General features: G+C 74.1%; 11 protein-coding genes. 4 read left to right on the top strand and 7 right to left on the bottom strand.

What is annotated here, in order from left to right:
- The first annotated feature begins 25 nt into the window (after positions 1-25).
- A complete protein-coding gene (locus tag OG776_RS32015; RefSeq protein WP_148007635.1) occupies positions 26-487 on the top strand; it encodes a MaoC family dehydratase in 462 nt (153 codons plus the stop codon).
- 93 nt (positions 488-580) lie between these two features.
- Here OG776_RS32015 and OG776_RS32010 read toward each other — a convergent pair whose 3' ends face one another.
- The 3 genes from OG776_RS32010 to OG776_RS32000 form a co-directional block, all read right to left on the bottom strand.
- Positions 581-1207, bottom strand: a complete 627-nt coding sequence (locus tag OG776_RS32010; RefSeq protein ID WP_148007634.1) for a TetR/AcrR family transcriptional regulator — start codon at positions 1205-1207, stop codon at positions 581-583.
- A gap of 93 nt (positions 1208-1300) precedes the next feature.
- Positions 1301-1552, bottom strand: a complete 252-nt coding sequence (locus OG776_RS32005) for a YiaA/YiaB family inner membrane protein (protein WP_148007633.1) — start codon at positions 1550-1552, stop codon at positions 1301-1303.
- Positions 1553-1628: 76 nt separating this feature from the next.
- Positions 1629-2780, bottom strand: a complete 1152-nt coding sequence (locus OG776_RS32000; protein ID WP_148007632.1) for an acyl-CoA dehydrogenase family protein — start codon at positions 2778-2780, stop codon at positions 1629-1631.
- A gap of 85 nt (positions 2781-2865) precedes the next feature.
- On the opposite strand from OG776_RS32000, the gene OG776_RS31995 reads away from it, so the two are divergent.
- From OG776_RS31995 to OG776_RS31985, 3 genes are all read left to right on the top strand, one after another.
- Positions 2866-3507, top strand: a complete 642-nt coding sequence (locus tag OG776_RS31995) for a TetR/AcrR family transcriptional regulator (RefSeq protein ID WP_148007631.1) — start codon at positions 2866-2868, stop codon at positions 3505-3507.
- 318 nt (positions 3508-3825) lie between these two features.
- Complete coding sequence (locus OG776_RS31990) at positions 3826-4536, top strand: ArsR/SmtB family transcription factor (RefSeq protein WP_329322944.1); 711 nt, start codon at positions 3826-3828, stop codon at positions 4534-4536.
- A gap of 87 nt (positions 4537-4623) precedes the next feature.
- The gene (locus OG776_RS31985; protein WP_148007629.1) at positions 4624-5571 is read left to right on the top strand and encodes a DMT family transporter; all 948 of its coding nucleotides are present in this window, start codon (positions 4624-4626) and stop codon (positions 5569-5571) included.
- Between the two features lie 187 nt (positions 5572-5758).
- On the opposite strand, the gene OG776_RS31980 is transcribed toward OG776_RS31985, so the two are convergent.
- The 4 genes from OG776_RS31980 to OG776_RS31965 form a co-directional block, all read right to left on the bottom strand.
- On the bottom strand, positions 5759-6841 hold the full coding sequence (locus tag OG776_RS31980; RefSeq protein WP_148007628.1) for a Zn-dependent alcohol dehydrogenase: 1083 nt from the start codon (positions 6839-6841) through the stop codon (positions 5759-5761).
- A 17-nt stretch (positions 6842-6858) separates the two neighbouring features.
- Positions 6859-8247, bottom strand: a complete 1389-nt coding sequence (locus OG776_RS31975) for an aldehyde dehydrogenase family protein (RefSeq protein ID WP_148007627.1) — start codon at positions 8245-8247, stop codon at positions 6859-6861.
- Between the two features lie 205 nt (positions 8248-8452).
- Entirely contained in the window at positions 8453-9796 is a 1344-nt protein-coding gene (locus tag OG776_RS31970; RefSeq protein ID WP_148007626.1) for an ABC transporter ATP-binding protein, read from the bottom strand.
- A gap of 495 nt (positions 9797-10291) precedes the next feature.
- The gene (locus OG776_RS31965; RefSeq protein ID WP_261994433.1) at positions 10292-12511 is read right to left on the bottom strand and encodes a molybdopterin oxidoreductase family protein; all 2220 of its coding nucleotides are present in this window, start codon (positions 12509-12511) and stop codon (positions 10292-10294) included.
- Between the last annotated feature and the right edge of the window lie 290 nt (positions 12512-12801).

Genomic DNA, 12801 nt, shown 5'->3' with positions numbered 1-12801 from the left:
ACATAGGACATGGGAGGTCAGCGAGATGGCAGAGCCGAGGACGTTCGCGACGGTCGACGAACTGCGCGCCGCCGTGGGCGAGCAGCTGGGGTACAGCGACTGGGTCGAGATCGACCAGAAGCGGATCGACCTCTTCGCGGAGGCGACGGGCGACCACCAGTGGATCCACGTCGACCCCGAGCGGGCCGCGTCGGGCCCGTTCGGCACGACGATCGCGCACGGCTACCTCACCCTGTCCCTCCTGCCGCTCTTCGGCCCGCAGCTGCTGAGCGTCGAGGGCGTGCAGATGGGCGTCAACTACGGCACCAACAAGGTGCGTTTCCCCGCCCCCGTGCCCGTCGGCTCGCGGCTGCGGGCCACCGCGAAGGTCACCGGCGTCGACGACGTGGCCGGCGGTGTCCAGGTGTCCGTGGCCTTCACCGTGGAGCGCGACGGCGGCGACAAGCCGGTGTGCGTCGCGGAGTCGGTGTCGCGCTACTACCTCTGACCCGTCTCCGGGCTCCGAACGGCGCCCGCCGCGGGACCGTGCCGGGCCGCTCCCCGGGCCCGGTCCCTCCCGGCCGGGGTCCGGCCGTCGGCCCTACGCCCCGGATCCCACCATGCGCAGGACCAGGTCGGCGTAGAGCCCGCCGACCTCGTCGGGCGTGCGGGGGCCGTCGACGTTGAACCAGCGGGCCACGTCGATGCAGAGCGAGAGCACCGCGAGCGTGGTGCCCGGGACGTCCGGGACGTCGAAGTCGCCCGCCGCGACCCCGTCCTCGATGATCCCGCGCACCGCGGCGTCGGTCTGGCGCCGCAGGGCGATGATCTCGGCCCGGGCCTCGGGGCCGAGCGCGTCGAGTTCGTACTGCACGACCCGCGCGGTGGTGTGCTGTCCCGCGTGCCACCGCACGAAGGACCGCACGGCGTCGGTGAGCCGCTCGGCCGCGCCGCCCTCGCCGTCGGCCGCCGCCCGCACGATGGCCAGGGCCTTGTCGTGGCCGATCCGGCTGATCCGGTGAAGCAGTTCTTCCTTGGTCTTGTAGTGGATGTAGAGCGCCGCCGGGCTCATGCCCGCCCGCCCGGCGATGTCCCGGGTCGTCGTCGCGTGGTACCCGCGCTCGGCGAAGGCCTCCACGGCCGCGACGAGCAGCCGCCGGGCCGCGTCCGGGGTGACCTCGGCCCACGGCTGCATCTCGCCGCCGGCCGTCTCCTGCGCCGTACTCATCGCTGGTTCGCCCCTTCCACTGACAGGACGAACACCATACCTCTGATACTGAGCGGGCGCTTAGTGTGGCCGCTCAGGACGGCCGCCCCGGACTCAGAGCTTTTCGAACGGGCTGTAGGAGCGCTGTGCGAGGTGCGCCTCCTGCCGGTCCCTGATCACCTTGGCCAGCGTGAAGCACGAGGTGACCAGATAGAGCACGGCGACGCCCAGGAAAGCGCGCACCCAGGTGTCGGCCTGCAGCTTGAAGATGCCGACGGCGGTCGCGACCATGGCGACGGAGAAGGAGGCGACCGCCTGGCCGTAGAAGGCGGCGGTGGACTGCTGCTTGACGGATGTGTCAGTCATGCGGACCAGGATCGGCCCGTGGGGCCCCGGCCGCATCCGCTCCCGTACTCACCCGGGTACTCACTCGCCCGCGCGCTCAGAAGGCCGAAACCCCGGTCAGCGCACGCCCGATGACGAGCTTCTGTATCTGGCTGGTGCCCTCGTAGAGGGTCATCACCCGGGCGTCGCGCAGCAGTTTGCCCGCCGGGTACTCGTCGATGTAGCCGTAGCCGCCGAAGACCTGCAGCGCGTTGTTCGCGGCGCGGACGGCGGCCTCCGAGGCGAAGAGCTTGGCCTTGGAGGACTCGGTGGCGAACGGCAGCCCGCGGTCGACGAGGTCGGCGACCCGCCAGGTCAGCAGGCGCGCCGCGTCCACGTCCACGGCGATGTCGCTGATCAGTTCCTGGACGAGCTGGTGGTGGGCGATGGTCTTGCCGAACTGCTCCCGCTGCGCCGCGTACGTGACGGCGGCGTCGAGCGCGGCCTGGGCGATGCCGACGCAGCCGGCGGCCACCGACATCCTCCCCTTGGCCAGGGCGGACATGGCCACGGAGAACCCCTTGCCCTCCGTTGCCAGCATGGCGCTCGCGGGGACGCGGACGTCCTCCAGGACGAGTTCCGCGGTGGCCTGGCCGCGCAGCCCGAGCTTGCCGTGGACGGTGTGGCGGGTCAGCCCCGGGGTGTCCGTCGGCACCAGGAAGGCGGTGACGCCCCGGTGGCCGGGCGCGTCCGTCGACCTGGCGAACAGCAGCACCACGTCCGCCCATGTCCCGTTGGTGATGAACATCTTGGTGCCGTTGATGACGTAGTCGTCGCCGTCGCGCACCGCCCTGGTGGTCAGATGCCCGGCGTCCGATCCGGTGCCGGGTTCGGTGAGGCCGAAGCAGCCTACCTCGGTGCCCGAGGTCAGCCCCGGCAGCCACCGCCGCTTCTGCTCCTCGCTCCCCCAGTGCGCGATCGTCTTGGCGACCAGGCCGAGCGAGACGGAGACGATGCCGCGCACGGACGAGTCACCGCGCCCCAGCTCCTCCGTCACCAGGCAGTACGCGAGATGGTCGCCGCCGCTGCCGCCGTACTCCTCGTCGACCGTGAGGCCGAGGAATCCGACCTCGCCGAGCTTCTTGACGAGGGACCGGTCGACTTCCTCCGCGCGGTCCCACTCGACGACGTGGGGGGCGATCTCGCGGTCCACGAAGTCCTTGGCGAGCTGCCGGACGGCGGTCTGCTCCTCGCTGAGCTCCAGGTTCATGACGGAACACCCCACAGGAAGGCCGTATATCCGAAAATGTAAATTAGCACTGCTAGTTTAACTGTGCAGCCCTACTATGTGCGCCATGGCCCGACCGCGCAAGCCCCTCCTCAGCACCGACCGGATCGTCGAGACGGCGCGGGCCCTGGTGGACGCCGAGGGCCTGGCGGCCCTTTCCACGCGCCGGCTCGCCGCCGAACTGGGAGTGAGCGGACCGTCCCTCTACAACCACTTCCGCACCAAGGACCAGATCCTGGAGGCGGTCGCGGACTCCGTGAGCGCGCAGGTCGATCTCACGGTGTTCGAGGACGGACGGGACTGGCGCACCGCCCTGCACGACTGGGCTGTCTCCTACCGGAGCGCCCTGCGCGACCACCCGAACATCGTCCCGGTCCTCGCCCGCGGCCCCGGCCGCCGGCCCGCCGGGCTGCGCCTGGCCGACGCGGTCTTCGGCGCGATGGTGGGCGCCGGCTGGCCGCCCGCGCAGGCCACGTCCATCGGCGCCCTGATGCGGTACTTCATCATGGGCTCCGCCCTCGGCTCCTTCGCCGGCGGCTTCGTCGACGACGAGACCGCCTACGACCCCGCCGACTACCCCCATCTGGGCCAGGCGCATCTGCTCGCCGAGCAGCAGGAGAAGGTCGACGAGCGGGCGTTCGAAGTGGGGCTCACGGCGCTGCTGGACGGGTTGGCGCAGCAGTTCGGACGGGTGGGCGCGACGGAGTGACCGGGCCCCGGCCGGGCGGAGCCGGACGAAGTCCGGGCGACCGTGTACGGCGGACCTCGTACGACGGACCGTGTTCGGAGGACGCCTGTGAACCCGGCGCACGGCCTTCGGAGCCCCGACGGGCGGCGCACGCCCCGGGAGCCTGGCGGGCGGTGCGCGACGCGTGGCGCGCGGGGCACGACGCCGCCTGGCGGGCGGGGCCGTCCGGAGCTACGGACCCGGCGGCCAGGACCGCGAGGCCGGTCCCGTGACGGCGGTGGACGGGTTCGCCGCCATCGTTCGGCCGTCGCCGAACCCTTCCTGGCGCATGCTGGGCGTATGAGCAGACGGAGGGAGCCGGTCGCACCCGGACTGGCGGCGCTGGCCGGGATGATCGCCGACGAGACCCGCGCCGACTTCCTGCTCGCGCTGCTCGACGGCCGCGCCTGGACCGCCGGGGAGCTGGCCCGGCACGCCGGTGTCGCGCCGTCGACGGCCAGCGAACACCTCGGCAGACTGGTCGCGGGCGGCCTGCTCGCGGAGGAGCGGCAGGGCCGTCACCGCTACGTACGCCTGGCCGACAGCCGCGTCGCCCAGCTGGTGGAGGACCTCGCCGCCCGGATCGCGCCCGCCGCCGGGCGCCCCCGGTCGCTGCGGGAGGCCGGCGCGGGCTCGGCGATGGCCCGAGGGCGCACCTGCTACGACCATCTCGCCGGGCGGCTCGGGATCGCCCTCACCGACGCCCTCACCCGGCGCGGACTGCTCCGCCAGGACACCGGCTTCGCCTTGACCGACGCGGGACTTCGGTGGTTCGACACGGCCGGCATCACCCTGGACCGCACCGGCCGACGCCCCCTCAGCCGCGCCTGCCTGGACTGGACCGAGCGCCGCCCCCATCTCGCGGGGACCGCGGGCGCGGCCCTGTGCCGCCACGCCCTCGACGCCCGCTGGTGCGTGCGCATCGGATCGGAGCGTGCGGTCGCGGTCACCCCGGAGGGGGAGCGCGCCTTCGCCGAGCTCCTGGGCGTCGAACCGACGGCGCTGCGCTGAGGGATCCGCCGGGCCCAGCCCGTTCCGTTCACCACGGCGACCGAAATCCGCCGGTCCGGCGCCCCGCCCGAACCTAGCCTCAGGAGCATGATGAACGCCTCCTCCCCCGTCCCCGCCCGCCGCACGGAGCTGCTCGCCGCGGGCGCGGCGACGGTGACCGTCGTGCTGTGGGCCTCCGCCTTCGTGTCGATCCGCAGCGCGGGCGCGGCGTACTCCCCCGGGGCACTGGCGCTGGGCCGGCTGCTGGCCGGCACCGTGGCGCTGGGCGCCCTCTGCCTGGTGCGGCGGGAGGGCCTGCCGCCACGCGCTGCCTGGCGTGGGATCGCGCTGTCCGGCCTGCTGTGGTTCGGCTTCTACATGGTGGTGCTGAACTGGGGCGAGCAGCAGGTGGACGCCGGCACGGCCGCGCTGGTCGTGAACATCGGCCCGATCCTGATCGCGCTGCTCGGTTCCCGGCTGCTGGGGGACCCCATGCCGCCGCGGCTGCTGGCCGGCATGGCGGTGTCGTTCGCCGGCGCGGTCTCGGTGGGGCTGTCGATGTCCGGACGGGGCGGTTCCTCGGTCCTCGGTGTGGTCCTGTGTCTGCTCGCGGCGGGCGGTTACGCGGCGGGCGTCGTCGCCCAGAAGCCGGCCCTCGGCCGGGCGAGCGTGCTCCAGGTCACCACCTTCGGGTGTCTGGTGGGCGCGGTCGCCTGCCTGCCGTTCGCGGGACAGCTGGTCCACGAAGTGGCGGACGCGCCCGCCTCCGCCACCCTGAACGTGCTCTACCTGGGTGTCTTCCCGACCGCGCTGGCCTTCACGACCTGGGCGTACGCCCTTGCCCGGACCACCGCGAGCCGGATGGGCGCGACCACGTACGCGGTCCCCGCGCTGGTCGTCGCGATGTCCTGGCTGTTCCTCGACGAGGTCCCGGGCGTGGTCACCCTGGCGGGCGGCGCCCTGTGCCTGGCCGGTGTCGCCGTGTCACGGTCCCGGCCGCGGGCCGCCGGTCCGGCGCGCGCGACGGTCTCCCCCCGCCCGTCGGAACGCGCCTGACCCGGCGGGCACTCGCCCCGGCCGGCACTCGGCCCGGCGGGAAGGCACCACGCGCGGACAGGGACGCGGCGCCCCTGATGAGCGGGCAGGCCCGGATGTACGGGCCGCCGGAACCCCGGCTCGCGGGCGGACCCGGGGTTCAGGGGGCGCGGCGGTGACACGTCCCGGTCCCGCGGGCGGCCACCGCCTAGAGGACCACCACCGCCCGTCCGCCCTTCCCGGCCACCATGTTCTCGAACGCCCCAGGGATGCCCTCCAGCCCGATCCGCTCGGTGACCAGCATCCCCAGGTCCAGCCGTCCTTCCCGTACGTGCTCGGCGAGCACCGGCAGGTCGCGCGCCGGGTCGCAGTTGCCGTACACGCACCCGGCCAGGGTCCTCCCCCAGTGGAAGATCTCCAGCGCGTTGAAGGTGACCTGCTGGTCCTTGCCGCCGATGCCGACGACCGTGGTGCGGCCGCCGCGCCGGGTGGAGTCCCACGCGGCGCGGATCGTCACGGCGCGGCCGACGCACTCGACGGCCACGTCGACGCCCTGCCTGCCGGTGAGGGCGCGGATCTCGCGGGCGGTGGTGTCGGAGGCCACGACGAAGTCCGTGGCGCCCGCGGCGCGGGCGAGTGACTCCTTCGCGGAGGAGACGTCGACGGCGACGATCCTCGACGCGCCCGCGATCCGCGCCGCCTGGAGCGCCGCGAGGCCCACTCCGCCGGCCCCGAACACGGCGACCGTCTCGCCGGGCCGGACCGCCGCGGAGTGGTGGACGGCGCCGTAGCCGGTGAGGACGGCGCAGCCGAGCAGGGCGGCGTCGGTGAGCGGGATGCCGTCCGGTGCCGGAAGCACGCACCCCGCGGCGACCACCGTCTCCTCGGCGAACGCGGCCACGTTCAGGCCGGGATGGAGGTCGCTCCCGTCGGACGTGCGCCGTGCGTACACGTTCCCCGCGCCGGTCAGCGCGTCGGCGCAGAGCCACACCTCCCCCAGCGAGCAGGCGTGGCATCTCCCGCACGAGGGAGCCCAGTTGAGGACGACGGCCGCACCGGGGACGATGCCCGTCACGCCCTCGCCGACGGAGACGACGGTCCCGGCGCCCTCGTGGCCGAGCACGGCGGGGACCGGGACCCGCATGGTCCCGTCGGACAGCGAGAGGTCGGAGTGGCAGACCCCGGCGGCGGCCAGCCGGACGCGGACCTGGCCCGGGCCCGGCGCGGGGAGGTCGATCTCGGCGATCTCCAGCGGGGCGCCCACGGCGGGAAGGACGGCGGCGCGAACCATGTGCGTGCTCCTGGGGTCTAGAACTGGAGGGACTTCGTCTGGAGGTACTCGGACAGACCGTGCGTGCCCAGCTCGCGTCCGACGCCGGACTGCTTGTAACCGCCGAAGGGGGCACGGGGGTTGAAACGTCCGCCGTTGATGTCGACCTGCCCGGTGTCGAGCCGTCGCGCGAACGCCACCGCCTCGGACTCGTCGCCCGCCCAGACGGCTCCGGCCAGCCCGTAGACCGTGCCGTTGGCGATCCGGACGGCGTCCTCCTCGTCCGCGTACCGCAGGATGGACAGCACCGGCCCGAAGATCTCCTCCTGGGCGATCGTCATCCCCGGCTCCACATCGGCGAAGACGGTCGGGCTGACGAAGTACCCCTGGGGGCGCGGGGCTTCGGGGCCGCCCGCGACGAGCCGGGCGCCCTCGGCGACGCCCTTCTCGATGTAACCGATCACCCGGGCCTGCTGCTTGGCGTTGACGACCGGACCGATCCGGTCGCCGTACCGGGCCGCGGCCGCGGCGGCGAGCCCCACGGCCTCCTCGTACTGCGACTCGTGCACCAGCATGCGGGTCCAGGCGCTGCACGTCTGGCCGGAGTTGGACATCACGTTCGCGACGCCGACGTTGACCGCCTTCGCGAGGTCCGCGCCGGGCAGGATCACGTTGGCGGACTTGCCGCCGAGTTCCAGGGCCACCCGCTTGACGGCGGCGCCGGCGGCGGCGCCGATCCGCCGGCCGACGGCGGTGGAGCCGGTGAAGGAGACGAGGTCCACGTCCGGGTGCTCGGCGAGTGCCTGCCCCGCGACCGGCCCGAGGCCGGTGACGAGGTTGAAGACGCCCGCCGGCACGCCCGCCTCCGCGACCGCCTCGGCGAAGAGCTGGGCGGTCAGGGGGGTGTCCTCGGCCGGCTTCAGGACGATCGTGCAGCCCGCCGCGAGTGCCGGCGCGACCTTGGCGACGATCTGGTGGAGCGGATAGTTCCAGGGGGTGATCGCGCCGACCACCCCGACGGGTTCCTGGTGGACGACCGAGTTGCCGACCTTCTCCTCGAAGGCGTACGTGGCCGCGAGTTCGGCGTAGGACCCGGCGACCTGGATCGGCACACCGGCGTGGACCGCCTGCGAGAAGGCGAGCGGCGAGCCGAGCTCCGCCGTGACGGTCTCGGCGATCTCGTCCCTGCGGGCGTCGAGCACGTCCCGCAGGGCGGCCAGCCGTTCGGCACGTTCCCCGGGCGGGGTGGCGGCCCAGCCCGGGAAGGCGGCGCGGGCGGCCCGTACGGCGGCGTCGACGTCCTCGGCGGTGCCCGCCGGGACCCGGCCCAGCACCTGCTCGTCGACCGGGTTCACCACCTCGATGGTGCCGGAGCCGACGGCGGGGCGCCAGGCACCGTCGATGTACATGCCGTCATGTGCCTTCATCGTGTTCCTCCCGGGCGGGGCCGCGTCGTCCGGACCCTAAACTAGCGATGATAGTTTTGCGGCGCCAGAGGGTCGGGGGCGCGTGCGGCCCGTATGCACCCCGGGGACTCGGAAGTCCGCGCGGGCGGGCGCGGCGAGCCGGGCGGTGGCGGCGAGCCCCCGGGCGCGGATGCCGGGCCGGGACGTGCGCGCATGTCCGGCGAACTCACTCGTCCAGGTCCGGCAGCCGCGCCGGGGCGGGGCAGATGCGTTCGCCGTGCTGGTCGAAGACGAACAGGTGGGCGAGGTCGACGAGGAGGGGGACCTGCAGGCCGTGCCGGAGTTCGAAGTCGGGGGTGGTGCGGACGACCAGGTCGCCGGGCAGGCGCCCGTCCGGCGGGGTGCCGTCCGCGCGCGGGGGCTCCGCGTCCTCCGGGTGCTCCAGGACGCCCACGGGTCCGGCCCGCAGTCCCGCCGCCCGCTCCCGGAGCCTGCCGAGGACGGTGCCCGCACGGCGCCGGCGGCGCACCGGACGGGCCGGACGCGGCGCCTCCAGCTCCGGCACGAAGGCGGGCCGCGAGCCGGTGTTGAAGTGGACGAGCACCTCGTGCCCCTGGAACTCCACGTGTTCGACCAGGCCGCTGATCGGCACCTCACCGGGCCTCGCCTCCGACGGTCTGGCGATGCGGACCCCCTCGGAACGCAGGCCGACGATGACCTCCCTGCCCTGCTGCACCCGGAGCAACTGATGGTCGAGACAGAGGGGTTCGGGCAGCCGGAGGTACTGCCGGCCGAGACTGACGGTCATGGCGCCGTCGAGCGGGGCCCGGACGAGGCCCCGCAGCAGATTGATGCGGGGCGTGCCGATGAAGGCGGCGACGAAGACGTTCGCGGGCAGCGCGTAGACCGTGCGGGGCGAGCCCAGTTGCTGGAGCACGCCGCCGCGCAGGACGGCGACCCGGTCACCGAGCGAGAGCGCCTCGGCCTGGTCGTGGGTGACGTACACCGTGGTGACGCCCAGTTCGCGGGTGAGGGAGGCGATCTCGGCCCGCAGGTGGTTGCGGAGCTTGGCGTCGAGGTTGGACAGCGGCTCGTCCATCAGGAAGGCGGACGGGTGCCGGGCGATGGCGCGGCCCATCGCGACGCGCTGGCGTTCGCCGCCCGACAGCTGGTTGGGGAAGCGGTCGAGGAGGTCCTCGATGCCGAGCATCCGGGCGGTGGCGTCGACGCGGGGGCGCGGGTCCTCACCGGGGGCCTCGATGCGCAGCGGGAAGCCGATGTTGTCGCGGCTGGTCATGCTCGGATAGAGGGCGAAGTTCTGGAAGACCATCGCCATGTCCCGTTCGGCGGGCGGCAGATCATTGGCGAACTCGCCGTCGAGGCGCACCTCGCCCTCGCTCGGGTCCTCCAGCCCGGCGATCATCCTCAGCACGGTCGACTTCCCGCAGCCGGAGGGTCCGAGCAGGACCAGGAACTCTCCGGGCCGGATGTCGAGCGAGAGCCGTTCCACCACGCGGGCGCCGCGCGCGTACGACTTGCTGACCTGGTGCAGGGAGATGGCGCGTGTCATGAAGGGTGCCCCCGGGGGCTCACAGGGCGCTGGTGCTCCGCGGTCGGACGTCCCGGGCGGGTCGCGGGGGACGTATGAGTCACGGAAGCTAACGGACCGCGCACGCCCGGGGGAAGACACCCGGCGGGATCGGTCGGCACGGTTCACCCCGGGAGGAAACGGACGATCGCCTACCGCCCCCGGCGGGGCTCCGGCCGCCGGGTTACGGGCCGGCGGCCGTCACCCGGTGCCGGACGGGACGCCCGCGCGACGCCGCACCGGGCGCGGTCGCCGCATCCGGTCCCGACGAACTCCGCCCGCCCGAACCCGGCTTCGGCGCACCCGGCCCAGGCGAATCGCCGTGCCACCCAGTCCCGTGCACGCCGTGTACGGGGCTGGACGACCGGGCCCGGCGACCCGGCGGCCGGCCGGCGAGCCCGGTGCGGGTGACCGGTCGCCGGCCGGAGGCACCGTGCGCGGGTCCCGCTCCGGCGAGCGCTGGAGCGGGTGTCCTGGTCAGACCCCCGTCTCGGCGGGGGCGAGTTCGACGGGGACGCCGTTGAGCACCGCCGTGCCCGACAGCGGGTCGAGGAGCGAGCCGTCGAGGAGCTGGTTGACGTTGACGCCGGGGTCGAGGGCGGCGTGGCTCATCCGGGTGCCGGGACGGTCGTGTCCCCAGCCGTGCGGCAGGCTCACCACCCCGCGCCGCACGGCGTCGGTGACCTCCGCGGGGGCGGTCACCTCTCCCCCGGCGCCCTTGACGCGCACGGCCGCCCCGTCGGCGAGGCCGAGGCGTGCGGCGTCCTCGGGGTGGATGTGCAGCGTGCAGCGGTTGGAACCGCCGGTGAGGGCGGGCACGTTGTGCATCCAGCTGTTGTTGGAGCGCAGATGGCGACGGCCGACGAGCACGAGCGCCGCCGGACGTTCGCGCAGGGCGTCCCGCAGCCGCGGCAGGTCGTCGGCTATGGGGGCGGGGAGCAGTTCGATCCTGCCGCTGCGGGTCTTCAGCGGCTGCGGCAGACGGGAGCGCAACGGCCCGAGATCGATGCCGTGCGGCTCCGCGAGCAGCCGGTCCAGGGTCAGGCCGTCCGGGCGGGCGCCGAAGCCGTCCCCGTACGGGCCGAGGCGCAGCATCAGGTCGAGGCGTCGCTCGGGGCCGGTCTCGCCGCCGAGCGCGGCGGCGAGTTCACGCGGGTCGCGCCCGTGCACCGGTCCATGGGTGTCCCGGACCGCCTTGGCGAGGGCGGAGTCGACGACCATGGTGTCGACCGCGGACGGGTCGGCCCCGTGCCTGCCGGTCGCCGCGAGCACCAGACGGGCGAGGATCTCGGTCTCCGCCATCCGGCCGGGTTCGAGGGGGACGGCGGGCCGGTTGTAGCGGACCTGGTTGCGCACGGCGAGGGTGTTGAAGGCGAAGTCGTGGTGGGCGCTCTGCGAGGGCGGGGGCGGCGGCAGGACGACGTGCGCGTGACGTGAGGTCTCGTTGAGGTACGGATCGACGCTGACCATGAAGTCGAGGGCGTCGAGGGCCTTGTCGAGGCGGTCCCCGTCGGGGGCGGACAGGACGGGGTTGGCGGCGACGGCGACGACCGCGCGGACCGGGGTCCCTTCGGGGGTGGCGGTGTCGATCTCCTCCGCGAGGGCGGACAGCGGCAGTTCGCCCTTCGCCTCGGGGTGCCGGCTCACCCTGCTGTGCCAGCGGCCGAGCGCGAAGCCGTGCCCGGGGCCGGCCGGCCGGGGCGTCCGGTCGGTCGCGGCGAGCGGGAAGAGGGCGCCGCCGGGCCGGTCCAGGTTGCCGGTGAGGATGTTGAGGACGTCGACGAGCCAGCTGGCGAGCGTGCCGTGCGGAACGGTGCAGCTGCCGATGCGTCCGTAGACGGCGGCGGTGGGGGCGGCGGCCAGCTCGCGGGCGAGTTCCCGGATGGTGTCGGCGGGCACGTCACAGGCCTCGGCCGCGGCCTCGGGGGTGAAGTCCGCGAGGGCGTCGGCGAGTTCGTCGACTCCCTGGAGGTGCGGGGTGAGGTCACCCGGGTCGGCGAGCTTCTCCTCGAGGAGGACATGGGCCATCGCCGCGAGCAGCAGGGCGTCGGTGCCGGGCCGGACGGCGACGTGACGGTCGGCGAGCCGTGCCGTGCGGGTCCGGCGCGGGTCGATGACCGTGAGCCTCCCGCCGCGGGCCCGCAGCGCCTTGAGCCTGCCGGGGAAGTCGGGCGCGGTGCACAGACTCCCGTTGGACTCCAGGGGGTTGGCGCCGATCACCAGCAGATGGTCGGTGCGGTCGAGGTCCGGCACGGGGATGGCGTTGGCGTCGCCGAAGAGGAGCCCGCTGGACACGTGCTTGGGCATCTGGTCGACGGTGGAGGCGGTGAAGACGCTGCGGGTGCCGAGGGCGGAGAGCAGGACACCCGGATAGAGGGCGCCGGCCATGGTGTGGACGTTGGGGTTGCCCAGGACGATGCCGACGGCGTGCGGGCCGTACCGGTCCACGACGGCGCGCAGCCCGGCCGCGACGGCGTCGAAGGCCTCCTCCCACGTCGCCTCGCGCAGTACGCCGTCCTCGCGCACGAGCGGGGTGCGCAGTCGGTCGGGATCGCCGTCGGCCGCGCCGAAGGAGGCGCCCTTGGGGCAGAGGAACCCCTTGCTGAACACGTCCTCGCGGTCGCCGCGGGCGCCGGTCACCCGGGTCCCCTCGATGGTGAGCGTCAGCCCGCAGGTGGCCTCGCAGAGGGGGCACACCCGCAGGGCGGTACGGGAGCCCGGCGCGGCGGCGTCCGGCGTGACCGGGTCCGGCGTGGTCCCGGGGAGGCCGGCACCCGGCGCGGTGCCTGGGGTGCGGGAGTCTCGGGTGGTGCCTGCGGTGCGGGACACGGATCCTCCCGGAGGACGGTGGCGGCGGTGGCACACGGACGGGCCGAGCATACCGACCGGTACGGATGACGGGGAGGGGCTTCGGGACACGGGGCCGGGAATCCCCGTACTCCACCCCGGCCCGCGCCCGCTCCCGGGGCACCACCCTCTGGGCCCCC

This window comes from Streptomyces sp. NBC_01689 (genome assembly GCF_036250675.1).
Classification (GTDB): domain Bacteria; phylum Actinomycetota; class Actinomycetes; order Streptomycetales; family Streptomycetaceae; genus Streptomyces.
This window is presented reverse-complemented; position numbering and strand designations above follow the sequence as displayed.

Excerpts from the sequence above, each read along its gene's own strand:
- OG776_RS32015 (WP_148007635.1), top strand. The coding sequence starts at position 26 with ATGGCAGAGCCGAGGACGTTCGCGACGGTCGACGAACTGCGCGCCGCC.
- OG776_RS31980 (WP_148007628.1), bottom strand. The coding sequence starts at position 6,841 with ATGGTTCGCGCCGCCGTCCTTCCCGCCGTGGGCGCCCCGCTGGAGATC.
- OG776_RS32005 (WP_148007633.1), bottom strand. The coding sequence starts at position 1,552 with ATGACTGACACATCCGTCAAGCAGCAGTCCACCGCCGCCTTCTACGGC.
- OG776_RS32010 (WP_148007634.1), bottom strand. The coding sequence starts at position 1,207 with ATGAGTACGGCGCAGGAGACGGCCGGCGGCGAGATGCAGCCGTGGGCC.
- OG776_RS31975 (WP_148007627.1), bottom strand. The coding sequence starts at position 8,247 with ATGAAGGCACATGACGGCATGTACATCGACGGTGCCTGGCGCCCCGCC.
- OG776_RS31990 (WP_329322944.1), top strand. The coding sequence starts at position 3,826 with ATGAGCAGACGGAGGGAGCCGGTCGCACCCGGACTGGCGGCGCTGGCC.
- OG776_RS31985 (WP_148007629.1), top strand. The coding sequence starts at position 4,624 with ATGATGAACGCCTCCTCCCCCGTCCCCGCCCGCCGCACGGAGCTGCTC.
- OG776_RS31970 (WP_148007626.1), bottom strand. The coding sequence starts at position 9,796 with ATGACACGCGCCATCTCCCTGCACCAGGTCAGCAAGTCGTACGCGCGC.
- OG776_RS32000 (WP_148007632.1), bottom strand. The coding sequence starts at position 2,780 with ATGAACCTGGAGCTCAGCGAGGAGCAGACCGCCGTCCGGCAGCTCGCC.
- OG776_RS31995 (WP_148007631.1), top strand. The coding sequence starts at position 2,866 with ATGGCCCGACCGCGCAAGCCCCTCCTCAGCACCGACCGGATCGTCGAG.